The organism is Streptomyces sp. SID3343 (assembly GCF_009865215.1).
Lineage (GTDB): Bacteria > Actinomycetota > Actinomycetes > Streptomycetales > Streptomycetaceae > Embleya.
Map to the genome: position 1 here is coordinate 1 of NZ_WWJX01001301.1, position 22,703 is coordinate 22,703.

24 protein-coding genes and 1 pseudogene are annotated in these 22,703 nt (G+C 71.2%); 15 read left to right on the forward strand and 10 right to left on the reverse strand.

The annotated features are described in order from the left end of the window. The 3 genes from GT354_RS41125 to GT354_RS41135 form a co-directional block, all read right to left on the reverse strand. Window positions 1-932 (reverse strand): IS30 family transposase (locus GT354_RS41125; RefSeq protein WP_237535956.1); only part of this gene is annotated, 932 nt, incomplete at its 3' end. A gap of 205 nt (window positions 933-1,137) precedes the next feature. Next, window positions 1,138-1,506, reverse strand: a complete 369-nt coding sequence (locus GT354_RS41130) for a VOC family protein (RefSeq protein ID WP_161361768.1) — start codon at window positions 1,504-1,506, stop codon at window positions 1,138-1,140. A 31-nt stretch (window positions 1,507-1,537) separates the two neighbouring features. Continuing rightward, window positions 1,538-2,311 (reverse strand): oxidoreductase, encoded by a 774-nt coding sequence (locus GT354_RS41135; RefSeq protein WP_161361770.1) that lies wholly within the window; start codon window positions 2,309-2,311, stop codon window positions 1,538-1,540. 80 nt (window positions 2,312-2,391) lie between these two features. Between GT354_RS41135 and GT354_RS41140 the strand changes: the two genes are divergently transcribed. Continuing rightward, complete coding sequence (locus GT354_RS41140) at window positions 2,392-2,970, forward strand: TetR/AcrR family transcriptional regulator (protein WP_161361772.1); 579 nt, start codon at window positions 2,392-2,394, stop codon at window positions 2,968-2,970. 66 nt (window positions 2,971-3,036) lie between these two features. Here GT354_RS41140 and GT354_RS55095 read toward each other — a convergent pair. The 3 genes and pseudogenes from GT354_RS55095 to GT354_RS41155 form a co-directional block, all read right to left on the reverse strand. Further along, window positions 3,037-4,067 (reverse strand): annotated as a pseudogene (locus GT354_RS55095) (Tn3 family transposase); the annotation flags it as partial. 1,067 nt (window positions 4,068-5,134) lie between these two features. Further along, window positions 5,135-5,623: a hypothetical protein gene (locus GT354_RS41150; protein WP_161357535.1), complete on the reverse strand. Its 489-nt coding sequence runs from the start codon at window positions 5,621-5,623 to the stop codon at window positions 5,135-5,137. Between the two features lie 109 nt (window positions 5,624-5,732). Continuing rightward, the gene (locus tag GT354_RS41155) at window positions 5,733-5,945 is read right to left on the reverse strand and encodes a hypothetical protein (RefSeq protein ID WP_161357536.1); all 213 of its coding nucleotides are present in this window, start codon (window positions 5,943-5,945) and stop codon (window positions 5,733-5,735) included. Window positions 5,946-6,188: 243 nt separating this feature from the next. Between GT354_RS41155 and GT354_RS41160 the strand changes: the two genes are divergently transcribed. Further along, window positions 6,189-7,622, forward strand: a complete 1,434-nt coding sequence (locus tag GT354_RS41160) for a protein kinase (RefSeq protein ID WP_202512051.1) — start codon at window positions 6,189-6,191, stop codon at window positions 7,620-7,622. A 30-nt stretch (window positions 7,623-7,652) separates the two neighbouring features. Here the strand turns inward: GT354_RS41160 and GT354_RS41165 are convergent, their stop codons facing one another. From GT354_RS41165 to GT354_RS41180, 4 genes are all read right to left on the reverse strand, one after another. After that, a complete protein-coding gene (locus tag GT354_RS41165; protein WP_161357538.1) occupies window positions 7,653-8,396 on the reverse strand; it encodes a DUF721 domain-containing protein in 744 nt (247 codons plus the stop codon). Next, window positions 8,393-9,766, reverse strand: coding sequence for a hypothetical protein (locus GT354_RS41170; protein WP_161357539.1), 1,374 nt, complete (start codon window positions 9,764-9,766; stop codon window positions 8,393-8,395). The genes GT354_RS41165 and GT354_RS41170 overlap by 4 nt, the downstream gene beginning before the upstream one ends. A 1,113-nt stretch (window positions 9,767-10,879) precedes the next feature. Further along, window positions 10,880-12,112 carry an XRE family transcriptional regulator gene (locus GT354_RS41175; RefSeq protein ID WP_161357540.1) on the reverse strand — a complete coding sequence of 411 codons (1,233 nt, stop codon included), beginning with the start codon at window positions 12,110-12,112 and terminating at the stop codon, window positions 10,880-10,882. Between the two features lie 240 nt (window positions 12,113-12,352). Next, entirely contained in the window at window positions 12,353-13,087 is a 735-nt protein-coding gene (locus tag GT354_RS41180; RefSeq protein ID WP_161357541.1) for a GntR family transcriptional regulator, read from the reverse strand. A 317-nt stretch (window positions 13,088-13,404) separates the two neighbouring features. On the opposite strand from GT354_RS41180, the gene GT354_RS41185 reads away from it, so the two are divergent. The 13 genes from GT354_RS41185 to GT354_RS41245 all read left to right on the forward strand — a co-directional run. Next, complete coding sequence (locus GT354_RS41185; RefSeq protein ID WP_161357542.1) at window positions 13,405-14,268, forward strand: hypothetical protein; 864 nt, start codon at window positions 13,405-13,407, stop codon at window positions 14,266-14,268. 84 nt (window positions 14,269-14,352) lie between these two features. After that, window positions 14,353-14,970 (forward strand): hypothetical protein, encoded by a 618-nt coding sequence (locus GT354_RS41190; RefSeq protein WP_161357543.1) that lies wholly within the window; start codon window positions 14,353-14,355, stop codon window positions 14,968-14,970. Between the two features lie 165 nt (window positions 14,971-15,135). Further along, window positions 15,136-15,546: an NUDIX hydrolase gene (locus GT354_RS41195; RefSeq protein WP_161357544.1), complete on the forward strand. Its 411-nt coding sequence runs from the start codon at window positions 15,136-15,138 to the stop codon at window positions 15,544-15,546. Between the two features lie 188 nt (window positions 15,547-15,734). After that, window positions 15,735-15,872, forward strand: coding sequence for a hypothetical protein (locus GT354_RS41200; protein WP_161357545.1), 138 nt, complete (start codon window positions 15,735-15,737; stop codon window positions 15,870-15,872). A gap of 240 nt (window positions 15,873-16,112) precedes the next feature. Next, window positions 16,113-16,373: a WhiB family transcriptional regulator gene (locus GT354_RS41205; RefSeq protein ID WP_161357546.1), complete on the forward strand. Its 261-nt coding sequence runs from the start codon at window positions 16,113-16,115 to the stop codon at window positions 16,371-16,373. A gap of 6 nt (window positions 16,374-16,379) precedes the next feature. Next, window positions 16,380-16,517 (forward strand): hypothetical protein, encoded by a 138-nt coding sequence (locus tag GT354_RS41210; protein WP_161357547.1) that lies wholly within the window; start codon window positions 16,380-16,382, stop codon window positions 16,515-16,517. A gap of 186 nt (window positions 16,518-16,703) precedes the next feature. After that, a complete protein-coding gene (locus GT354_RS41215) occupies window positions 16,704-16,976 on the forward strand; it encodes a hypothetical protein (RefSeq protein WP_161357548.1) in 273 nt (90 codons plus the stop codon). Then, on the forward strand, window positions 16,973-17,278 hold the full coding sequence (locus GT354_RS41220) for a hypothetical protein (RefSeq protein WP_161357549.1): 306 nt from the start codon (window positions 16,973-16,975) through the stop codon (window positions 17,276-17,278). Before GT354_RS41215 ends, GT354_RS41220 begins: the two co-directional genes overlap by 4 nt. Before the next feature lie 577 nt (window positions 17,279-17,855). After that, window positions 17,856-19,250 carry a DUF2637 domain-containing protein gene (locus GT354_RS41225; RefSeq protein ID WP_161357550.1) on the forward strand — a complete coding sequence of 465 codons (1,395 nt, stop codon included), beginning with the start codon at window positions 17,856-17,858 and terminating at the stop codon, window positions 19,248-19,250. 95 nt (window positions 19,251-19,345) lie between these two features. Next, window positions 19,346-19,501 (forward strand): hypothetical protein, encoded by a 156-nt coding sequence (locus GT354_RS41230; protein WP_161357551.1) that lies wholly within the window; start codon window positions 19,346-19,348, stop codon window positions 19,499-19,501. Between the two features lie 138 nt (window positions 19,502-19,639). Beyond that, window positions 19,640-20,152, forward strand: a complete 513-nt coding sequence (locus tag GT354_RS41235; RefSeq protein WP_161357552.1) for a hypothetical protein — start codon at window positions 19,640-19,642, stop codon at window positions 20,150-20,152. Beyond that, the gene (locus GT354_RS41240; RefSeq protein ID WP_161357553.1) at window positions 20,149-20,457 is read left to right on the forward strand and encodes a hypothetical protein; all 309 of its coding nucleotides are present in this window, start codon (window positions 20,149-20,151) and stop codon (window positions 20,455-20,457) included. Before GT354_RS41235 ends, GT354_RS41240 begins: the two co-directional genes overlap by 4 nt. A 125-nt stretch (window positions 20,458-20,582) precedes the next feature. Then, a partial coding sequence (locus GT354_RS41245) for a hypothetical protein (protein ID WP_161357554.1) occupies window positions 20,583-22,703 on the forward strand: 2,121 nt, incomplete at its 3' end.

The following is a 22,703-nucleotide window of genomic DNA, read 5'->3' on the forward strand; positions in this document are numbered from 1 at the left end:
ACTGCTCGGCGAGTGCGGTGATCTCGTCGAGGCTGCGGGTGACGACCGATCGACTGTCCCCGCACGCGGTGCACACCCATCGCGCGCGGCCGGTGTCGAGGCGGTCCCTCGGGAGTGCGCGGTGGATGGTGCTCGGCGATCTCCCTGCCGCGGTCCCACGTGAGTGTCCGCCGCAGTTGGGGCGGGATGCGGAGGAGGCTCCTGGTGAGGTGCGGGGCGACCTGCTCGGCCTTGATGCCGTCCGGCAGCGCGACGATGGTCGTGTAACGGCTGGTGCGCTCGACGAGCGTGGCGACCGCCGAGGGCCGTGTGCCCATCACGCGGTCGCCCTCCCCATGGCCGGGGACCTTGCGGTCCTCGGCCTCGGCGGGGCGGTCGGTGATGGGCACCATGCCGCGGATGATGCCCCGCCCGGTGGGACGGCGGGCGATCTTCGGGCGGTGCATGGGCCGGGCCGACCACAGGCGCCGAGTGAGGCTGCGGTCGATGGCCCGGCGGCGACGGGGGTCGTAGAGCGAGAGGTGGATCGCTTCGTGCGGGATCTGCATGGCGGTGTCACCAGGGAACCGGCGTCGCAGCCACCCCGCGATCCGATCGGGAGACCAGCACAGAGCCGGCTTGGCCTCCAACAGGGCGCGCAGAGCCGGTCGTTGGGCGAGCTTGGCCTGCTTGGGTCGTCGCCCGCGCGCGTACGCGGCCGCATCGGCGGGCGTGGCACGGTAGCGGCTTCGTCCGCCGTTGCGGGCGATCTCGCGGGAGACGGTCGAAGGCGATCGGGCCGGCCGCCCGGCCAATTGCCGGGCGGATTCCCCGGCGGCGATGCCGCGGGATATCTCTTCGCGCTCACTGCCGCTCAGGTGCCGCTCCGATCGCTGCTGCGGGGTGAGGCGGACACCGCCGCTCTGGCACAGGAACCGGCGGGCGCTCTGCATCGGTGCCCCGAGTGCCCGACCGATCAAGCTGAACGACTGTCCCTCGCGCCGGCGTCTCCCGATCTCATCCTGCTGTGCCGGCGAAAACCCGTAATCACGCACCTGTGCCTCCACGACCACATGATCATCCGTGGGCGGTGCGTTGATCCCATGATGGCGCCATCGTTTGACGACAGACGCGGCTCGGTGGACGGTGACCGGCAGCTCAGGTCGAGCGCAGGCAGAAGGGGTGTCCGGCCGGGCTGGCGTAGACGCGAGTGCCGGTGCGGGTTTCCGCGGTGACCTCGTCGGTGGGGCGCAGTCGGGTGGCGCCGGCTTCGGTGGCCGTGCGGTCGGCGGTTGCGAGGTCGTCGACGCCGAAGTCGAGGTGCATCTGCTGGGAGGTGCCGTCCGGCCAGTTCGGGGCGGTGTGTCCGGGGGCGGACTGGACGACGATCACCGGGAGGCCGGGGGCCTGAACGAAGTGGTGAGTCGGCGTGGGGGTGAGGGAGCCGCCGAGCAGCCGGTGCCAGAAGGCGCCCTCCTTCTCGATGTCGGCGGCGTCGATGATCACGGAGGTCAGGGTGATGGGCATGGGAGTCCTGTTCGTGCTGGTCGGTGGTTGCTCAGACGGTCGGGATGATGCCGCCGTCGACGCGGAACTGCGCTCCGGTGAGCCACTTCGCGCGGCCGGAGGCGAGGAAGGCGATCATCTCGGCGACGTCCTCGGGATCTCCGGGGCGGCCCATGGGGACCTTCAGGCGGTCCACGATCTGCCGCGTGACCTCTTCGGTGGTGATGCCCTGCTTCTCTGCCATGTGTTTCAGGTGGGCGGTGGCACCGTCGGTGACCACGAAGCCGGGCAGGACGCAGACCACGCGCACCCCGTGCTCGCCGACCTCGGTGGCCAGTTCGCGGCTGTAGGTGTTGAGCGCGGCCTTGGCGGCGGCGTAGGACGCCTCGGTGCGCTGAGGCAGTTGGCCGGCGATCGAGGAGACGTGCACGACGACGCCGGAGCCCCGCTCGACCATTCCCGGCACCAGGGCCCGGTCCAGGCGCACGGCGCTGAGGAGGTTCATCCCCAGGTCCGCCTGCCAGGATTCGTCCGACCGGCTCAGGGTCGGCGCCGGGGCGCTCGCCGCGCCCGCGTTGTTCACGAGGACGTCCACACCGCCCACGTGGTCGATGACGCGGCGGCCGAGGTCGGCCACCCCCTCCGGAGTGGAGAGGTCCGCCCGCATGAAGGTGGCGCCGCTGTTCACTCCGGGCCGGCTGCGGGAGGCCGTCAGCACTGTCGCGCCCGCGGCGACGAACCGGCGCACGGTCGCCGCGCCCAGGCCCCGGCTGCCGCCGGTGACCAGGACTCGTAGGCCCTCCAGCCCCTCATCGGTGATCGGCATCGGATAACCCTTCCGTAAGATGAACCTGACTCCGGAAACGATACACATAAACGGAACCGGACTCACCTTAAGGAGGTCCCTTGCCGTCACCACGCCCGCTGCGCGCCGACGCGCGCCGCAACCGCGAAGCCCTGCTGTCGGCCGCCCGCGAAGCATTCCTCGCCGGCGACACCGACGCGCACGTGGACGAGATCGCCCGCAGCGCCGGAGTCGCCGTCGGAACGCTCTACCGGCACTTCGAGACCCGCGAGGCACTGATCGAGGAGGTCTACCGTAAGGAAGTCGACGACCTGTGCGCCGCACCCGAGCAGCTGCTGGAGCACCACGCCCCGGCGGAGGCCCTGCGCCGCTTCCTGCTCCTGCTGGTCGACCACGCGGCCGTGGGCAAAGGCATGTCCGTCGCGCTGGAGAGCATCATGGCGAGCGACTCACCGGTCTTCGGCGTCGCCCGTACCCATATGGGCGACGCCCTCACCCGCCTCCTCGACGCCGGCGCCACGGCCGGCACCGTCCGCGGCGACGTCACCGGCCCCACCCTGCTACGAGCCCTGGGCGGTATCTGCGCCATGCGCGTGAGCGACGGGTGGCTCGACGAAGCCCGCCAGATCACCAACCTCCTCTTCGACGGCCTGCGCCACGGCGTCCCGCGCGCGACCTGAGCCGAAGAGCGCGCGGCGTGCTACTCCTGCCCGTCGTCGTCCTCGCCCAGGTCCGGGGCGTCCGCATCACGGCAGCGGCCGCAGGGTGCCGGCGACCGGGACGCTCGCGGTGAAGCTGTAGCGTCCGAGCAGGTTCAGGTTCAGGTTCAGGTGCTTGAGCGGAGAGAGCCGGGCGACATCTTCGACGCGGATCTCGTGGCCCCCGGCACGCAGCTGGGCGACGGCCGCGTCGATACTTCGTGGTCCACAGCACGATGGCGTTGAGTACCAGGCCGAGCGCGCCGAGCTGGTCCTCCCTCCCCTCCCGGTACGCCTGGTGGATGGTGCCGCGCTTGCCGTGGCACACGTCGCGGGCGAGCTTGTGGCGGGACTCCTGCACGGTCAGGTGCCGGTTCATCTGGCGGCGGTAGGTGTCGTCCACCGGGTCGACCACGCGCAGCAGGTGCTCGGTCCTCGCGATCCGCCCGTACTCGGCGAACGCCGCCCCGATCGAGGTGGGGCGGCCGTCGCGGCCGAACATGCGCAGCAGGTCGTAGGCGCGGACCTGGTTGGTGACCAGGGAGCCGGCGACCTTCAGCGTGTCGGGCCAGTGCGTGATCACCTTGTCAGGTTGACCCGGTTACGGGCCGGCTCCTCCACCGGGCCGTGCGTACCGGTCTCGACGCCGGGCATCGTGGCCCGCCGGAACCGCTGACGTCCAGGTCGCGGAGGCGGGGGCTGAGGTTGTAGCGAGGATCTTGAACAGGCCGAACACCATGTCGGAGTACGAGGCGTTGTCCGTCGCCACCATCTCCGCTTCACCCCCCGTCCAGGTTCAGCAGGGCGTCCAGGATATGCGGGGAGTCACGCGGCGTGCCGGGCACGACCATCTGCCCGATACCCGCGACCTGGTCGTTGACGGCGTTGAGGCAGGTGATGCCGCGCTTGAACCCGTAGTACTTCGGCGACGGGGCGGCGTTGATGGTGCGGACCGGCACCTGGAAGCGCAGCCCGTCCACGGAGGCCGGCAGCCCCTCACCCCACAACTGCACGATCGGGATGTCGGCCTGGGCTGCGATCAGCGCGGCGTTCGCCGCGGCGATGGTGTCGGCGCGCAGGTCTCCACAGCCGCGGTGGGGTACGCGAGGCCCACTCGAACGGGTGACACCCGACCGGCGCGCAGACGAGCGGCGGGCCCGTGCGCCTGGTGCTCGCCGTCCCGCCGTCAGGCGTCGTCGGCCTCGTACGGGTCGGCTCGTCGACGGCGTCCGCGCGGGTGCACAACGGCGCCCCACTCAGCACGGGTGGGCGGCGAGGGAACAAGGCGCCGCGGCTCCCAGACCGCGCCTTCGCCCCCCATTGGTAGCCGCACCGCCGGCAGTGCCACAGGCCGCCGGCGTCCTCGAGGTCGGGTGACCGACGGTGGCCACAGATCACCACCGGCGGCCGACGCCGGTCCCGACGCCGCATCGCCCACGCGAACACCCGAGCACCCCGACCTTGATCGATACACGGTGATCACACGATCGCACCGAGCATCAAATGGGTCGGGGCGACGCGCGGAACATCCCAAATCAGGATCAGCCCCGCATGCACGGGGAGCAGGATCCGCGGATGGTGACCGCGGCGTCCCACAGGGGATCGACCCCGCGTGCGCGGGGAGCAGCGGCAGCAGCAGTTGCGGTGGGTCGTGGGCGAGGGGTCAACCCCGCATGCGCGGGGAGCAGGCCTTCTGACCTGCACGTTATCGCGAGAAAGAGCTGTTCTTCGCGCAGTTCGGCGATTCGGCCACCCGATCACAAGGGGATGGTCCGAGCAGGCCGGCGCCGCCTGGTCGTGCCGGGCACCGGGCGTCGGGGGATTGGGGATACGTCGAGTTTCCCTGCCAGTCTGCGCGCATCCGAGGGTGCATACAGGCCCATTGACCTGCGCTTACGCCACCGGCGGGGGGCTGATATCCAAATATCAGTCCCCATTTGCCGTATGTATCGCTGTGTGTATCGCGGGGGACGCGGATCGCCTTTCGACCGGCCGGCTCGATGCTCGCTCACACGGTGTGGTGTCAGTGGTTACGGAGCGGGTAGGCGCGTGGGGGCGTCGACAACCCCCCGTGGTCGGCGCTTGCGCGGTCCGGTGTCCGTCGACCCCCGTCCGGTCACCGGACCGCGCACCCGGCCCGGCCGGCTCACGTGGCGTGGCGGTGGGCCAACTCCTCCACCGTCGCGCGCCAGCCTTCGCCTCGGCCGCGTCGGTCCACCGCCTCGACCATCGCCTGGGGCGGCAGCGAGGCGAACAGGTCCGCGATCGCACCGCCGCGGCCTTCCTGGGCGTACAGCCACAACACTTCCGCCACACGCATGTCGCGGGTCGTCCAGTACTCGGGCTGCCGGTGTGGGTCCGCCGGGTGCGTGTGTCCCGACCGCGGCGTGGCGTCGTCGTGTCCGGGTGGCGACGCCGAGATCAGGGCCCGCAGGGTCGCCGTCGCGGCCAGGGCCGGCGCCAGTGCGGACCGGGCCGGCGGGCCGAGCCGGCCCAGGGCCCCGACCAGAGTCTCGATCGCCCCGAGGGCGTCGGTCGCGGCGCACGGCGACCAGCCGGTGGCGGTGACCGTGGTCAACACCTCGCAGGCGGCGTCCGAAAGGGTCTCGATCCGGCTGTGGAGGTCATCGTCCATACCCGTCCAACGACGCCGGGCGGTCGCCGTATCGCCGCCGGCCCGGCCACGCGGATGTGGGGTCGCCGGGTCCGGCGTTCCATGACGGTCGGCGGCCTCGATGCCGCGGTCACATGAGGATGCCGAGCGCGAGGAGCACGAGCGTGGTCAGCGCCAGGATGAACAGGCCGCCGCACCCGTCGCCGGAGTTCTTCCTCGAGCGCTTGGATCCGCCGGGGCGTTTGCCGCCGCCGTGTTTGCCGCAGTAGCGCTGTCCCTGTCGGGTCGGGTTGGCGCAGGTCTTCCCGTTGTTCCTGGCCGTCGACCTCTGGCAGCTGCCCATGAACGTCCCCTCCGAACCGATGGTGACTCCATGTTGTCGAAACCTCGCACCGTGTGCGGGACTTCGCCCAGACTGGCGAACGGGGTCCGCGTTCGAGTCCGGTGACGGGTCGGGCCGGCGGGCCGGGGATGAGCCGTTTCTGCGGCCATTGGTCCGCAACGTCGTCGAAACCTCTGCCGCCGGTGCTTTCGCTCGGCATAGCGTGGAGGACGCAACCGTGTGGCCAGGGATTCAGGGGGAGTCGTGCGCGCAAAGACCTTGTTGGACGGGCGATATCGGTTGCTGAGGCCACTGGGTTCGGGCGGGTTCGGTGAGGTCTGGGAGGCCCTCGACCGCAAGTTCGGACGTGCGGTCGCCGTCAAGGTCCTAGCCGTGAGCGCGCACATGGACGTCGACGAACAATTGGCACGGCTGTCCAGGGAAGCCATGCTCGCCGGCCGGCTCTCGCATCCCACCATCGTCACCGTGCACGACTTCGGTTCGGTCACGGACTCGGGGAGTCTGTACGCCTACATCGTCATGGAGTTGGTGGAGGGGCGCCCACTCAGCACCGTGCTCCTGGATCGGCTGCCGATCCTGCCGACCGCTCTGGGTATCGCCATCGATGTCGGGTCGGCGTTGCGCGAGGCGCACCTCGGCGGCCTGGTGCACCGCGACATCAAACCGTCCAACATCATGGTCCCGTTCTCGCGCGCGCAAGGGGTGAGCGCCAAGGTCGTGGACTTCGGCATCACCAAGACCACCGACCGGCGACACGACATCACTGTGGCCGGGGTGCTCACCGGCAGCCCGGCGTACATGGCGCCCGAGTTTTTCGACGGGGAGTTCGAATCGCGTTCCGACCTGTACTCGCTCGGTTGTGTCCTCCTGGAGATGCTCACCGGGAAGCCGCCGTTCGAAGGGACTCCCTGGCAACTCGCCGACCAGCACCGGTTCCGGCAGGCACCGCGGCTGAAGGACCGGAATCCCGATGCCCATCCCGGCCTGGACGACCTCGTGGCCTCGCTTTTGGCTAAGAAGCCCGAGGAACGGCCGAGCAAGGCGTGGGAGGTGGTGGACATCCTCGATGAGATCCGGAAATTCCGGCACATCCGACGCCCACGCAAGGTCCAACCGGCCCCAGCGCCGTCCGACACCGGGGAACAACCGATCGGACCGTCCGGTAGGGCCGCGCCACGCGTGAACCGGGCCGGGACGGGGAGCCTTGCTGGGGCGTTCGACGATCTCTTCAGGTTCCCCGGCCTCGGGTTGGACTCGCCACGGCCCCGAGCCACGACGCCGCCACCGACGAAGGTCATGCCGGCCGACGAACAGGTGACGACCGATCTGGGGCGGAGCCCGTCCGACGCGGCCGCAGCGCGTCGAGGACGGGACGACACGACCGAGATCACGATCCGCCATCAAGGCGAGACCGTCTCCGCGCTGGTGGTGCCGGTGCCCGTCCGCGTGTCCTGGCCCTGCCCGGAATGCGCCGCCGGCGCGGCGAAGCCGGCCGGCCTCCTCGGTTGCCTTTTGTGCGAAGGCTCCGGTCGGGCAGAGAGGTACGAGACCAGGCGCGTCCGTCTTCCCGACGGCGTCCGCGACGGACAACGAGTACGACTCAAGGGACTCGGTGGACCGGGGAGCAACGGAGGAGAAGCCGGGGATCTCTACGTCACCGTCCGCGTTCGTCCGTGATGCACCGTCCGGAACGGCCGACGAGTGCCGTCACCGATCCTGCCCACGGACCGCTCCGTTCGTTTCGATGTCGGTGTCGTTCGTGATCGAGCCGGATGGGTCGAGTTCACCGTCGCGACGGGCCGTTGGGGCCTGGTGGCGTTCTCGACGGGCTCGGGCGATGGCCCGGGCCCACGCGTTCCGACCTGCCGGTCCTGGCCCGTGCGTGCCGTGTCGGTCCACGTCGCGCACCGACTCCCGGGGCGGCGCCTCGGGGATGCGGTGCTGCGGCGTTGCGGCGGTGGCGCCGGGGTGTGGTCGGGGTTTGGCGCGGGCCGGAGGTGTGCCGGGTGCATTGCCGGGTGGGACCACACGTAACGAACGCACGGTCTCGGCGCCAACGGCCGTGTTGATCCGCTTGATCAACGCGCTTTCCAGCAACCGTAGTTGGGTGGCGTATGTGGGTGAAATGGGATGCAGGTCCAAGCGGCCGGTGTCGGGGTCGTAGTGGCCGGCGGTGACCTTGTCCGCGTACTCGGGGCAGGCCCGGGGCCAGACGTCGGCAAGGGACCCGCCGGTGACCGGCGCGGTCCAGCCGTGGTCGGCGAGCAGCTGCTCGAGGAGGCCGCCCAGGGGTTGCGGGTCGCGGTCGTCGGTCCGGGCCGCCGACGGCCTGCGGGTGCGGGTCCGGTTCGCGGCCGTGTCGCCGGTGCGGTCGCGGGCCGCGGCGAGGGCGGATCGCAGCGCGATGCGGGCCAGGTCGCGGGGGCGGACGTCGTCGGTGGGCGCGGTCACCGGGTACCCGTCCCGGTGAGCTTCATCGTGGTCGATGTAGCCCAGTGTTGGGCGCGGTCGACCAGGTCGTCGCCGTACAGGGCGCGGACGTAGTCGGGGTCCTCGGTGAAGGCGATCAGGGTCGGGATCGCGCTCATCTCGAGGTCGTTGCGGTCGTGGCTGATCTCGTGGCGGATGCGGGCGAGTTGGTCGCGGGTCATCGCGGCCGGGTCGGGCAGGCCGTCCTCGCGCAACGGCAGATCGTCCGCGTGCTCCTGGTCGTCGACGTGGGTGACGTCGGCCGGGGTCAGGGCCCGGGCGATCAGGGCCGCGGCCTCGGCCGACGGGCCCGAGGGCGGTGCGTCGGCGGCCTGGTCCCACTCGCGGTGCCGGGCCGCGGCCGCGGTGCGGGAGTCGCGCCACTGCTCCAGGGCCCGCGCTCGCCGCTCGGGTGTGGTCCAGGCGCGGGCGGCCGCGGCGAGGCGGTACTTGAGCAGGCCGGAGGGTCGGTGGACGTGGGCGGGGACGTCGCCGCCCGCCTGGTCGAGCCAGGCCACGACCAGATCGGCGCTCCAGCCGGCGTCGGCGACCTCCCGGGCCACCCACGAGACCCGCGCGACGTCGACCCGCGCGAGCCAGGGCACCCGGTGGACCAGGTCCCGGGCCAGCGCCCACCGCAGCTGGTAGGAGTTCCGCTTCCCCGGTCCGCCCTGCCGGGGCTTTTTGTCCGTTTCCTTCGTGATCGAGCCGGCTGCGGTCCCGTGGCCGAGTTCTTCAGGGGGGAACCCAATAAGTCCGGCAGTCGAAAGCTCTTGGTAACCCCTAACCCCTCCCCTGCAACGCTTTCGCGCCGGACCCACCCGTGAGGAGCGCCGGCCGGTCCGGGTCGGGCGCTTGCGGGCGGTCAAGCGGGCCAGGCGGGCGATGGTCCGTCGACCGGCGCGGCCGACGACGCGCACCATGCGCCGGCCGGGGCCCCGGCCCTCGGTGACGATCCCCAGGGCGCGGTCGTACATCGGCGGGATCACCAGCGCCCACCGCGAGGCCCACCGCAGCTTCCCGCGCCGGCCGCCCTTGAGGACGTAGGCGATCAGGCCCGCCTCGCGCCACGCCCGCAACTGGTTGCAGACCGTCCGCTCCTTCACCCCGGACGCCCGCGCGAGGTACTCGATCCCGGGCCGGTACTCGCTCAGCCGAGCCATTACCCGCGCCAGAGGCATCGTCGACTCCGTCGACAGGCCCGGCACCAGCATCTCCACCGACCACTGCATCGCCTGGAGCCAGGACATCGCGTCCGCGATCCGCGATCGGGTCGTCCAGACCCACTGTTGTGCCTCGACGACCGGCACGAAGTCCTCGACACGACAGCGGGGCCCGTACGCGCCCCGCACGGACCGCGCTGTCGACGACGCGACGGACGCCACCGCAGCGGCGGCGCGGCGGCCACCGCGACGAAACGCCGCCGGCCACGTCCCGGACCCGGCGCAGCCAGGCGAGATGGGGGAGGCGGGCGGTTTGGGCGCAGGGGAGGGGTAGGTGGAAGCAGTGACGGAGGTGTGCACGCCCCTTAGAGGTGTCGAAATTCCGATCGGTGTGACACGCATCGGCACGGCCCGGTGGTGTGAGGAAGATCGCTCCGCCGTGTCGACGCGTCGCCAGCCAGGCGTCGACACATCGATGCCGACCGGCTCAAACAAGCCGAAATCCGGGGCCAGGTGATGTCCGCCGACCTGCGTTTCCGGGCTCCGCGGAGCAGTGGATCGAGTGAAATCGGCCGTGCCGACAAGACACGGACCGCCTGCGTCATGCAAAATGACAACGTCCTTCCCTCGCGCGACGCGCGGGTATGACAAAGCCCCCGCCTCGCGGGTGCTGGTTCTGGAGAGAACCCTCGTATTGCCCCTGATCAGACCGGTTGCCGCCGGAAGATCGGGACCTCGCCCAAGGGCGAGTAGTTGTAAGTGGGGACGTAGTAGGCCCGCGGTGTTCCACCACTGCGGAGGCCGGCGTCCCGGCGGCTCAGCCGCCCAGCGCGTCTATGTCATCCACCCCCACACCACAACAGAGGTGCGCCTGAAAGGCGCCGACGGAACCGATCGCCGGATGGGCGATCGGGAGTCTGTGAGCCCTCGCCGACGTGACACGGTCACCGTCCCAGCGGGGGCTTTGTCGTGCGGTCCCCGAGATGCCACGGGGCCACGGACCGGCGAAGACGTTGCCGGGCAACGCGGAGTAGTAGCTGTAGCGGCCGGAGCGACAGCGTTGCATCGCTTCCACGGCGGGGTGCTGCATGCACACTGGCGTGTGCGGGTAGGCTGCTTCACGCAAGCCACCTTGTGCTAGAAGGTGTGTACCGGCAGGCCAATCGGCCGCCGGGGGAGCCCCCGTACGGACTTGGTCAAGGTCCTGGGGGCTCTCTGCATTTCCAATCGAAAGCGGGACCACCATACCGCTACAAGGGATCACCGAGCGTGCGTCGTTGTGCCGTGTCGGCGGCCGTTCGGTCACTGCGCTCCCCGCAACTCGCGCAGGTGGGCGATGAAATCCCGGGCTTCGTCTGCGTGTTGGTAGCGAGATTGCAGGACTTGTCCGAGGTCGGCGGACACCATTGCCAGAGATGGCAGCGATCGCCGGGGTCCCGCGAGGGCTTGTTCCCCGTAGGCCAGCGCCGTGTCGAGGTCGCCTTCGCGGGCCGCGACCACGCCCAGCGTGATCCGGGCCTCCGCGATTCGCATAGGTGACCGCTCGACTCCGTCGAAGTCGGTGCTCGCGCGAATGACTTCGACGGCCAGTTGCTCTGCAAGGCGATTTTCGCCGACCTTGCGCAACGCATCCATCCGATAAAAGTCGTACTTTGCCGGGTCTACAACGAAATGATTCTCAATGTCTTCCGGGTATGGCAGCCGTTCCAGGAGCAGTCGGCCCTTGTCCAAGGCCACTTCGGTCTGTGCCCTGTCCCCCAGCCGTGCCCAAGCCTTCGCTGCCTGCGCGTGCAGTTGAGCGGCCACGCTTTCGTTGGGAGCGATGGCGATGCCGGCTTCCGAGGCTGCGATGACACCGCGGTAGTCGCCCCGGGTCAGTGCGAACCACGCGCGCATTTCATGGGCCCATCCCTGAACGCTGATTTCTCCGGACTCGGAACCGAGCATCAGCGCGGCCTGGCGGGTGGCCTCGGCATCGCGGGGCCGCCCGGAGTCGTACTCCACACAGCCCACCAACAACGACAGTTTCCCGGCGAGCGCGATGATCTCGCGGTGCTGTGCCAGGCTCACCCGTTGGTGCTGGAGGCCGGCGACTCGTCCCAGCCAAGCCCTGCCTTCGATGAGCAGTTGGTCGGCTGGCATGTACGCGTACTCGCAGCACAACCGGTCGGCCGTGATCCGCAGCGCATCCAGTGTTGCCGCGTCGACATCGCTGGCGCGTAGCCGGGCGATGATGTCCACGGTGTCCATCCCGCTGACCTGCAATACCTCCGCCCGCCCGTCGCGGCGGCTGCTCTGGGGAAAGAAGGCGCCGGTCGTCGTACCGAAGACGCGGGCGATCACGGACCGGTACTTCAGTGGTTGAGCGTCGCCCGCCTCCCACCTTTTCCACTGTCGTAGAAGGTCCTGTTCGCCGACCACCTGGTCCTCCGGGAGGCGAGCCATCATGGCGCGTACCGCGTCAGCCTGCGACCAATCGCGGGCTGCGCGTTCTTCGACCATCCGCCGGGCCCAGTCAGGCCGTTCATCAGCCATCGCGTGTCCCTTTCTCGTCCTACAGGCGGCGCGGTCCGCGCGCTCCGGGGAGCGGGGCCGGCCCTTCCTGGTGCCGAGACTGACACGGCACCTTGATCGTGCGGAGGTGACAAGTGGGGGTGACATTCGAGATGTCACCCCCACTTGTCACTTTTTGCAGCGGTCGAGCCGGCGCAAGGTGATCGCCAACTTCCCCTATTCGCGACGGAAGAAGAGGTGGTCACTGTGATCGGCTTGGGCTTAGTCAATCGGTGGTCGAAGGGACGTGGTCCACTGGAGGATGGTCGATCCACCGGCCACCTTGACGGCCACCTCTACGACGCGGTCGTCCGCGAGGGACACGGTGCGCACGACTTGAGTTACAACGACATCCCCGGCCGTGAGGCCGAGGGTGGACTTCTCCGACTCGGTCGCGAGGCGGGACGTCACCTCTTCCAGCACTCGGTCCTGAGCCGCTCCCAGTCGCTCTGCAGCCAGCTCCCGCGATCCTCCGGTGGAAACCGGCTCGGTCAACTCGGGAGTCACGGCGATCACATACGCGGGGTAGTAGGAGCTGCTGAGGTGGACCGGAGAGCCGCCCCGGCTCACGAGCCGGCGGCGGACGTGGACTGGTGTCCCTGGGGCTACGTCAAGTCGCGGCGCTACCAATTCATCCGCGCCGACCGTGCCGACGTCAAGGATGTGAGAGGACTCGCCGCCGCCGAGGGCGCTACCAGTGGCCTCGTACATCTGGACACGCGACGCGATGTTGCTGCTGCTTGGGCCCGCGACGATTGTCCCGACCCCGGCCTTAGCGAGGGTCAACCCTTCCATTTTGAGCCGCCGGTACGCGCGGTTGGCCGTCGTCTGGGCTACGCCGAACTGTTCACAGACCTGTCGCAACGACGGCAGCGTGTCGCCGGGTCGCAGCTCTCCGTCCTGGATCTGGCGCCGGTAGTGCGCCGCGATATCCGCGTATCCGATGTGCTCTGACATGACTACCTCCTCTCTGCTCGATGGTGCACTACGAGACTAACTTACGTGTCGTTCTAGCGCTACCACTAGCGCTGGAGGGGGATAGTGGTCTACCTTGTGGTGCACCGCCTCACACAGCGGTGGTTGTCGCCGCCTTTACAGGTGGCCGTGGGTGATAGCACCACCAAATCCCCCGGTGTTCGCGACTTCCCTGTTTGTTCGACTCGCAGCGCCGTTGCGCTGTCTGTCCACCAGGACGACCCGGAATATGCGGGAGGCCTGGCGGGCGGAGAGAGCACCGTGACGCGCCCCACCTCCGCCCCCGCAAGGAGCCCCTGGTGACCACACCCACCCCCACCCGCGTTCCGGAGGTCGCCCGGAAGCGACCCACGAAGACCCGCAGCAAGACGCTGCGCGTCAGCAGTCGGCCCCCGCTGGCCGTGTCGAGCCTGCGCCCCACCGCCCTCGACTTGAGCCCGGGCCACGAGCACTTGGTGTGCCCGGACTGCGGATGCTGGACCCCGATGACCGGGATCCGCAGCACTCCTCACCTGGTACCGCACCACACCGAGCCCGCTGGCACTCTCGGCCGGCCGCACCGCTGCATCGGCAGCAACCGCCTGCTCACCCTCGACATCGACGCCGACCTGTGGCAGCGGCACTTCGCCCAGGGAGGCGCGGAGACCGGAGCCCGCCGCACCACCAAGGTCCAGCCGTCGAGCCCGCCGCCCCTGCCCTACGGCCTGGCGGGCCTGCCCCGCACGGCTGCGGAGGCGGACCCCACAGCCCCGAAACAGTCGGTCCCGCAAGCCACCCCGAAGGCCGACGCCTCGACGCGTCGTCGGCGCAGCGCCGAGTGGGCCCGTGTCGCGTCGGCCGTCGAGCGGGTCGACGACGATCGCGACCAAGTGCCTGAGGGCGATGCGCCCACCGAGCACGATGTCCCGATCGAGCCGCTGGGCATGGCTTACAAGGTTCTCGCCCACCTCGGTCCCGACGGCGAGCAGCTGGGCGACGAGACCCTGTGGCAACACCACCGCCGCGGTGGCGCGAGCATGGCGCTGGCTCCGGGCCTGCGCCTGGTCTGGCACGCGGACTTGGGGATCTTCGCCGTCGCACAGGCCGAGTCCCGGATCGAGACGACGATCACCCCCGCGACCGTCGGTCAGGTCCTCGCGATCCTCGCCCACAACCAGGCCTGACACACACATTCACCGACCGCGCCCCGCCCGCACTGCACCACACGGGCGGGGCGCGGCCGTACCCGACCACAAGGAGCTGCACCCGTGAACATCAACAACAAGCTCACCCGGCTCAACGCGGCGACCCGTCACATCACGGTCGCCGTCCTGGACGCGGTCGGTACCTCGATCTGCGTGGTCGTCGGCGCCCTGGGCGCGGTCGTTGCGTACCACCACACCACCACCGTTCCCGGTGAGTGGCGGGCCGCGATCGTGGGGGCCGCCGCCGTGATCGCCGCGATCGTCGGCGACGGCGCGGCCCAGCACATCCTGGGCCCGGTGCATCAGCGTCTGTACTCGGCCCGGCAGGCCAACGAGGAGGGCACGCCGTTGCCGGAGGGCTTGGACGAGCGGCTTGCGCTGCTCGTCGACCGGGACCAGGAGCACATCGCGGCGCGGCGTGCCTACCAGCTCGACACCGCCGGGGTGTGGCTGACCGACCCCGACCTGTGGCAGGCCCACCGCGACGGAGCCAGCATGCATTTCGCCGACGGGTTCCGCCTGATCTGGCACGCGGACGAAACGCCGTACGCCGGCGACGAGTTCACCCTCGCGATGCCCGACTCCCACCTCGAGGTGATCGTGAGCGGGGCGCGGGACCTGAGCCGGTACGTCACGGACCACCTCGCGTACATCGAGGCGCACGACACGGTCCCGGCCTGACCGGACCCCACCCGAATCGCGCGCCCGGGCGGTGACCACTCACCCGCCCGGGCGCTGCCGTCGCCGCCAGGAACCGTCCGGGCCGACACCTTCATCCATGTGTCGGCCCGGACGGCTGTTGGAGCAGCCGGACCCGCGACAGGACATCACTGGAGAGGAACGAACATGACCGAGATCGCCGAGATCATTCGCTACACCGCCGACATCATCGTCACCACGCCGGACGGCCTGGTGCTGCTGATCAAGCGTGGCTGGGCACCGCACGAGGGCGCCTGGGCGCTGCCGGGCGGCCACGTCGACCCCGGAGAGACCAGCCTCGCCGCCGCCGCCCGCGAACTGGAGGAGGAGACCGGGGTACAGGCGACCGCCGGTCACCTGCGCCAGGTCGGTGTGTTCGACCGGCCCGACCGCGACCCGAGGGGCCGCTACGTCACCGTCGCTTACGCCGTCACGGTCCCCGCCGACACCCCGACGCAGCCCGGGGACGACGCGACCGCCACCTGTTGGTGGCCGTTGGACGACCTGCCCCCGCTGGCGTTCGACCACGCCGACATCCTCGCCGCCGCGACGACCTGATTTGCGACGACGTACGAACCGAGCACCCCGGGCGATGCCCCGGGGTGCTCGCGTTCCAGGAACGGTGAGGGCCGACACCTGTACAGGTGTCGGCCCTCACGGCTGCTGGAGCGGCCGGAAAACAGGTGCGGCCCCGGGGTGGAAGCCCGGGACCGCGCGCAGGACACCGTTTGAGAGGAAAACCCTGCGTGAACATCATCGCATCGAACAACAGCGGCGACGACGCCGCGCGGCGGGCCGCCGAGGCCGAGCGCCGCTTCGCCGACGAGCTGCACAAGCGGGCGATGGACATGAAGGCCCGCGCCGCGAAGGCGACGCAGCGGTGAGCGCGGAGGCGCGTCGTCAGGCGGAGGAGGCGCAGCGGCGGGCCGCTGCCGTCCGGGCGGCGGCGGATGCCGCTGCGCGGCGCTTGAAGGAGTCGCAGGACCGGGCCGAAGCGAAGGCGGGCCACTGATGCCGACGACCACCCCGATCCGGCCGCCGGCCAAGCCGAGGCCGACCGATCCGCCGGTGCCCCCGAAGGGGCCCGTCACCGCCGTCGTCACCGACACCACCGGAGGAGAGTAATGGACTGGCGCCACGCGTCTGCTTGCCGGAACGAAGACCCGGAACTGTTCTTCCCGATCGGCAGCACCGGCCCCGCCCTCTTGCAGATCGAGGAGGCGAAGTCGGTCTGCCGTCGCTGCCCCGTGATAGAGCGGTGCTTGGGCTGGGCCCTGGAGTCCGGCCAGGAGGCCGGGGTGTGGGGCGGGTTGAGCGAGGACGAGCGTCGGGCGCTCAAGCGCCGCGCCGCCCGCAACCGCGCCCGCGCCGCCGCCGAGGGCTGATCACCGGTGGCCGACGACGAGAAGCGCCTCCAGGAGCAGCAGGAGCAGGCGTTGCGGCGCCGGGTGCGTGAGGCCAACGCCCGGTCGGCGGCAACGGCGCGGGCCGCGAACGAACACCGCCGCGCCGACGCCGACCGGGACTGAGGTTCGGCGCGTGCCGAAGAGCGGCCCGGGTGGGGGCCGGCCCCCGAAGCCTTCGGGCCCGCGGGGACCAACCCCCACCCGGCCGGACCCGAAACCCCGTACCTGACTACATGAACGCGGCGGGCCGGTGCTCGAATCACCGGCCCGCCGCTCGGCGAACCCCCACAGACAGACAGAGGAGTCACCGTGAAGTACAGGATGCCCGGACCCGCCGACCCCCCGATCCCGATCCCGATCCCCTGTGCCGTCCCGGCCGGGCTCGCCGCCGTCCTGGCGGTGCCCGTCGACCTGGTCGACGGCGTGCCCGGCGCGTCGGGCCGGGTGTGGAGCCTGCTCGACATCAACCCGTGCCGCGCCCACGCCGCGCGGGCCTTGATGGACACCGTGACGCCCGGCCCGAGCGGCCTGGACACGGTCCTGCTCGTGGTGTCCGTGCCCGAGCCGGACGGGGCCGCGTGAGCGCCCGCCTCCGGTGCCGCCGGGCGGCCTGGACCACCGCGCTGGTGCTGATCGGGCCCCTCGCGCTCCTCGCCGTCGGCGTGAGCATCGTGATCGAGTGGTTGGGCGACCACGCCCTCCTCGGCCGCAAGGTCCTCGTCTGGGCATCCGCGTTCGGTGATCTCGTCGCCGAACCGCTGTGCGACGTCGTCGACACCTGCCTCGACCGCCAAGCGGCCCTGGGCGGCACCGGCCTGTGGATCCTGCGCCCCTGGGACGAACGCCACGACATCCGCGCCGCGGAGCCCGACGACCACCGCTGACCACACCCCGTCGGCCCGGGGCGGGCCGCACCGGACACGATCCGGTACGGCCCGCCCGGACCGGACGTCTCGTTGACGGCTGCCCCCACCACCGCGCCCCCGGGTCGCGGTGGTGAGGAGAACCGCCAACCCGCGCCGCGCCGGTTCGGTGTCGGTGTGTCGGTCGGCCACGATGGTCGATCGCGGCCCCGCCCCGAACCGGTCGGGTCTGTGCCCGTCGCTGTACCCACACCTCGGATGGAGAGAGATGACGACGACGATCGACCCGCCGGGCACGGCGCCCGGCCGGGCTGCCGCTTCGACTTCGACGACCCGGCCCGCCCCTTCCACGACTTCGGTCGGGTCTTCCGCGACTCGGCCCGCCGCTTCCACGACTCGCCCGACCGCTTCTGCGACCGGCCCCGAGGCTCCCGCGCGGTACGTCCTCGACACTGCCTCCGAGCGGGCCGAGAGGCACCTTGCCTTTGCGACTTCGGAGGCCCCTTCCACGACTCGCCCTGCGGCTTCTACGACTCGCCCCACTCCTTCTACGACTTCGGTCGGTCCTTCTGCGACTTCGGCGGACACCGGTCGGGGGGTGAAGATCACGCTGGGGATCGCGTCCGCACTCGGCGGGTGCGTGATGGGCGCCGCCGGCTTCTACCTCTCCTTCGGGAACCTCAGTTCCGCCGGCCACACCGTGTTCGGGTTCTCCACCGGCGACGCCAGGATCTTCGCGGTCGGCGTGGACGTGGCGATCGTGACCTGTCTGGTCCTGGACCTGTTCATGGCGTGCATCCGCACCTCCTGGCCGCTGCTGCGGGTCCTCGCGCACGGCATGACGGCGGCGAGCATCTACTTCAACGCCGCCGCCCACGGTGCGATCGCCGACAACCTGGACAAGGCCGCGAGCCACGGCCTGATGCCGGTCCTGTTCGTCATCGGGGTCGAGGCCGGCCGCCGGATCCTGGTCCACCAGGCCGCGCTCCCGGCCGACCACGACGTCATCCCCGGCCACCGCTGGGCACTGGCGCCCCGCCCGACCTGGCGCATCTTCCGCGCGATGAAGCTGTGGGAGGTCGGCTACGCCGAGGCCATGGACCGCCAACGCGAACGGGCGATCTTCAACGCCTGGAACGAGTACAAGCAGGAACTGGGCAAGGCCCGCCTTGCCGAGGGCAGCCCCGAGGCCTTGGCCCGACTGCCCGGAAAGCTGGAGCCGTTCGGCCTGACCGTGGACGAGGCCCTGGCCCTGCCCGACCACATGGCCCGCCAGGAACTGCGGCGCCGCCAGGAGTCCGACCGGCGCGCCCGCGAACTGGAACTCGACACCGAGCGCGCCCAGCACGAGGCGGAGAAGGCCCGCATGGCGCACCGCAAGGAGATGGCGACGCTGCGGGCGGACCTGACGACGACCGAGGGCGTGGCCGGGGCGCAGGCCCGCGGGGCGGTCGCCGAGGCCGAGGCGCGGGCGGACGTCCGCTCGCGCGCGATCGCCGAATTGGGCGACGCGGCGGAGGAGAGGCAAGTCGCAGAAGAGCGGCGGCGAGTCGCAGAAGAGCGGGCCCGGGTCGCAGAAGCCGACAAGCGCGCGGCGGCCGACGCCGCGCTCGCGGAGGTCGAGAAGCAGCGCGCCGCGCAGGCCCGGGTGCGAACGGCGGAGGCCGAAGCCCGAGTCGCAGAAGCCGAAGCGCGAGTCGTCGAAGCCGAGAGGCAAGTCGCAGAAGAGCGGCTCCGAGTCGCCGAGAACACCCGGCGGGCGATCGAGGCGGAGGACGTCGCGAGTCTGACCCCGCACCAGCGGCGGGTCCGCCTCGTCGCCCGGATGATCCTCGCGGCGGCCCCGGCGGACGTCGAGCTGGCGGCGATCGAGAAGGCGATCGGCAAGACCGCGAGCACCGCGTCCACGACGAAGGCCGCGGCCGTCGCCCTGGTGGCCGCCGGCTACGACCCGGCCACGGGACACGACCCGGAGGTGCCCGCCCGCGACTGACCCGGCACCGACACACGAGCAGTACCGCGCGAGGGACGGCCCCGATCCGGGGGCCGTCCCTCGCGCGTTCCCGCCCGCATCAAGGAGGAGAACCCGTGTGTGAATTCGAGGACTTCGAGGACCCCGCCGCGGCTGCGCGCCGCCGGGAGATGGAACAGATGCACGCCGCCTACGAGGAGATGGACATGAACGAGTACGCCGCGTTCATGGCCGAGATGGACGCCCGCGACGCCGAGCGCGAGCGGGACTGACCCGCCCGGCTGCTTTTCCGCCCGCCCGTCCGGCCTCGCGCCGGCCGGGCGGGCGGGATGGACGCCGAAGCGCCCCGCCCCGCCCCGATCCGTTCCGATCGGCCGGCCCACCCGGGCCGCCACGAAGGAGACCCAGTAGTGAAGAGCACCGACAAGGCGCCGGCCCCGACGCCCGAGGCCCGCGCGGCGTGGCTGCGCAGGGTGGCCGCCGACCCGGACGAGTGCGCCGCCTACATGGCGAGCGTGCAGCGCAACCTGTTGTGCGTGAGCGCCGACATGTCGGCCCTCGCCCGCGAGATCCGGGTACGCCTGCGCGGCGACCACATCGAGGGCGACCGGTTCTGGGACGCCCGTTGGCGCGCCCGGCCCGTCGAAGGCGCGATGGGCGACATCCTGGAGCATTTCGACGCCCTCGCGGACGCCCTGGAAAAGACCGCCCGCAAGCGCCGTGCCTACGCCGAGAAAATGCACGACATCCCGGAAAAGCGCCGTGCCCGAGCCCTCGCCCGGGAACGGAAGAACAATCCCGCGCTGAGGCCCGCGCCGCCGCTCGCGAATCCGGGGAACGACCCGCGATTGCAATCGGGTGGGAATGCGGGTTATGCTGCTTCTCCGAGTTCGCTCTACGACTTGGGTCGTGAGTCGGCGTGAAGGCCCCGCTGACCAGTGCCGAACTTCGCCGGGAGAAAACCCGCGAATGGCGCAAGAGGGAATTGCAGGAAGCCCGCGAACGTCGTGGCGAGCAGGGCGCGATGGAATTCTGGTTGCGTCTGGTCCGCACCGCGATTGCGAAAGAGGCGAAAGCCGGCCGGGCCGATGTGTGGCCGGCGTACGCGTTGATCTCCCGTCTGGTGCTGACCGCGATCCAGCGGCGCGCGGCGGGCGACGCGAGGATCTGGACCGACCTGCTGCGGTACGCCGAGCAGGTCGTCGACCGGCATCCGCCCCACCACTGACCCGCCCTCGTACGAGGCCCCCGCGAAGCGCCGCGGGGGCCTCGCGCGCGTAATGCGTGCACGTGTGCACGTGCACGCGCGTGCACACGAGGGCCCCTCGTTTGTCAAGTCCAGGAAGGAGTGCCGTGGCCACCGACGACGACGGCCCCACCGACCCCCCGCCGAGCGGCGACGGGCGGCTGATCCAGTTCCCCGGCGCGGACCACGCGGACCACTACGTGCCGCCGCCGATCCCCGACTACCCCGACCCCGACCCGTCCGACGAAACGGAGCCGGAAAGCGAGCCGGAAAGCTTCCGGGAATTCGCTTTCGTGGTGCCCGCGATTCCCGATCCGGCGGACACCGCCGCCCGCGAAACCGCGCGGCCGACGCGGAATGCGGGGGCCGATGCGAACTCGAATCCCGATTCCGACGACGAAATGGATTCCGAATCCGAATCCGAATATCCGCGCACGTTCACCGACCGCGTCGGCGACTGGATCGACTACCGGATCGCGCGCGGTCACGCCCGTATGGAGGAAGAGCGCGCATTCCGCGAGGCCGAATTGGCGCGGAAGGTCGCACTGCTGGAATCGCGGACCGGACACGAGACCGCGATGGCCAAGCACAACTCCAAGCTGAAGCAGGCCGGGGTGAAAGGCCGCGCCGACCGGGCCGGGAACGACAGCGGCCGGCTCGCGGCGGGGGGCCACGCGGGCGGCGGTTCCGGGCGCTCCGGAGCCGGGTCCGGGTCCGGCCGGTCGGGGTCGGGGTCGGGTGGCGGTCGCGGATCCGGTTCGGGCGGCGGCACCGGCGGCGGGAAGTCCGGCGGTCCGTCCGGGAAGACGGGCGGTTCGTCGGGCGGAACGGGCGCCGGCAAGTCGGGCGGCCCGTCCGGCGGGTCCTCCGGTGGCAAGTCGTCCGGCAAGTCGGGCGGTTCGTCGGGCGGGAAGTCGGGCGGTCCGTCCGGTGGTGGTTCGTCGGGCGGGAAGTCGGGCGGTCCGTCCGGCGGGTCGTCCGGGAAGTCGGGCGGTTCGACCGGCGGGAAGTCGGGTGGAACGGGCGCCGGGAAGTCGGGCGGTCCGTCCGGCAAGTCCGGCGGGTCGTCCGGTCCGTCCGGCGGAGGTTCGTCGGGCGGGAAGTCCGGTGGTCCATCGTCCGGCAAGTCGGGCGGGAAGTCGTCCGGTCCGTCCGGAGGTTCCTCGGGCGGTCCGTCCGGGGGCGCTTCGTCCGGTCCGTCCGGCGGGAAGTCGTCCGGGCCGTCCGGCGGTGGGAAGTCGGGTGGCCCGTCCGGCGGTTCCGGTGGCGGGAAGCCCGGCGGTGGTGACGGCCGCAAGGGCTCCGGGAAGGGCCCTGCACGCCCTGGAGACGGGCCGGATGTCCCGCCCTCGGGCAAGGAGAAGGCCCGGGGCGGGAAAGGCCGCGACAAGGTCGCACAGGGCCCGGAGGGTTTCGGTGACGTCGACTGGGTGGCGGCGGACGCCGCCGCCGACGCCATCCACCAGGGCGACTTCGAGAAGGCGGGCCGGCTGATCGGCGCCACCTCCGACCCGAAGGCGACCGGCGCGGCTGCCTTCGACCTCCTCGACCACGACAGGGTGCGCAAACGCGCCGCCCAGGCACACAAGGACAAGGCCAAGGGCAAAGGCGACGACGGGATCGACTGGGAACGCGCCCGCGCCGCCGCGCACGCCGCGAACGTGGGCGATTTCGTCCGCGCCTGGAGTCTGCTCCCGCACGGGCCCGGTGACCGCGCGACCGCCCGCGCCGCGTGGGACCTCATGCACGACGATGTCCGCGCCCTCATGCGGATGAGCGCGGACGAACGGGCCGACATCATGCGCGCCCGCGCCGCCCGCGACCACGCCCGCGACCGCGCCCACGACCGTGCCGAAAGCGCCCGCGCCCGCCAGGCCACCGCCGAAGCCGCGCACGCCGAGGCGGCGGCGCGCCGCGCGGAACGCGCCGCACGCCGCGAACAGGCAGCCGCCGACCGCGAACAGACAGCCGCCGACGCCGGGCGCGCCGGGCGTTGGGAACGGCTGCGCACGTGGCTGCACGGCGGGGCACGCGACACCGACCGGCCCCCGCCCGACGACGCCGAGCCCCTGCGGTGGGACATGGAAGTCGTCACCGACCCCCCGCCCCCGCCGCCCGCCACAGAGGTACCGGCGCTGGGCCCGGCACCGACCCGGCACCCTCCCCGGCCCGGGACGACCCGGCCCGAACCCGCCGCGCCGACGGACGACCCGCCGACTCCGGACTCG

Coding starts and splice junctions, on each gene's coding strand:
- GT354_RS41130 (WP_161361768.1), bottom strand. CDS start 1,506: ATGCCCATCACCCTGACCTCCGTGATCATCGACGCCGCCGACATCGAG.
- GT354_RS41135 (WP_161361770.1), bottom strand. CDS start 2,311: ATGCCGATCACCGATGAGGGGCTGGAGGGCCTACGAGTCCTGGTCACC.
- GT354_RS41150 (WP_161357535.1), bottom strand. CDS start 5,623: ATGGACGATGACCTCCACAGCCGGATCGAGACCCTTTCGGACGCCGCC.
- GT354_RS41155 (WP_161357536.1), bottom strand. CDS start 5,945: ATGGGCAGCTGCCAGAGGTCGACGGCCAGGAACAACGGGAAGACCTGC.
- GT354_RS41175 (WP_161357540.1), bottom strand. CDS start 12,112: ATGGCTGATGAACGGCCTGACTGGGCCCGGCGGATGGTCGAAGAACGC.
- GT354_RS41180 (WP_161357541.1), bottom strand. CDS start 13,087: ATGTCAGAGCACATCGGATACGCGGATATCGCGGCGCACTACCGGCGC.
- GT354_RS41195 (WP_161357544.1), top strand. CDS start 15,136: ATGACCGAGATCGCCGAGATCATTCGCTACACCGCCGACATCATCGTC.
- GT354_RS41205 (WP_161357546.1), top strand. CDS start 16,113: ATGGACTGGCGCCACGCGTCTGCTTGCCGGAACGAAGACCCGGAACTG.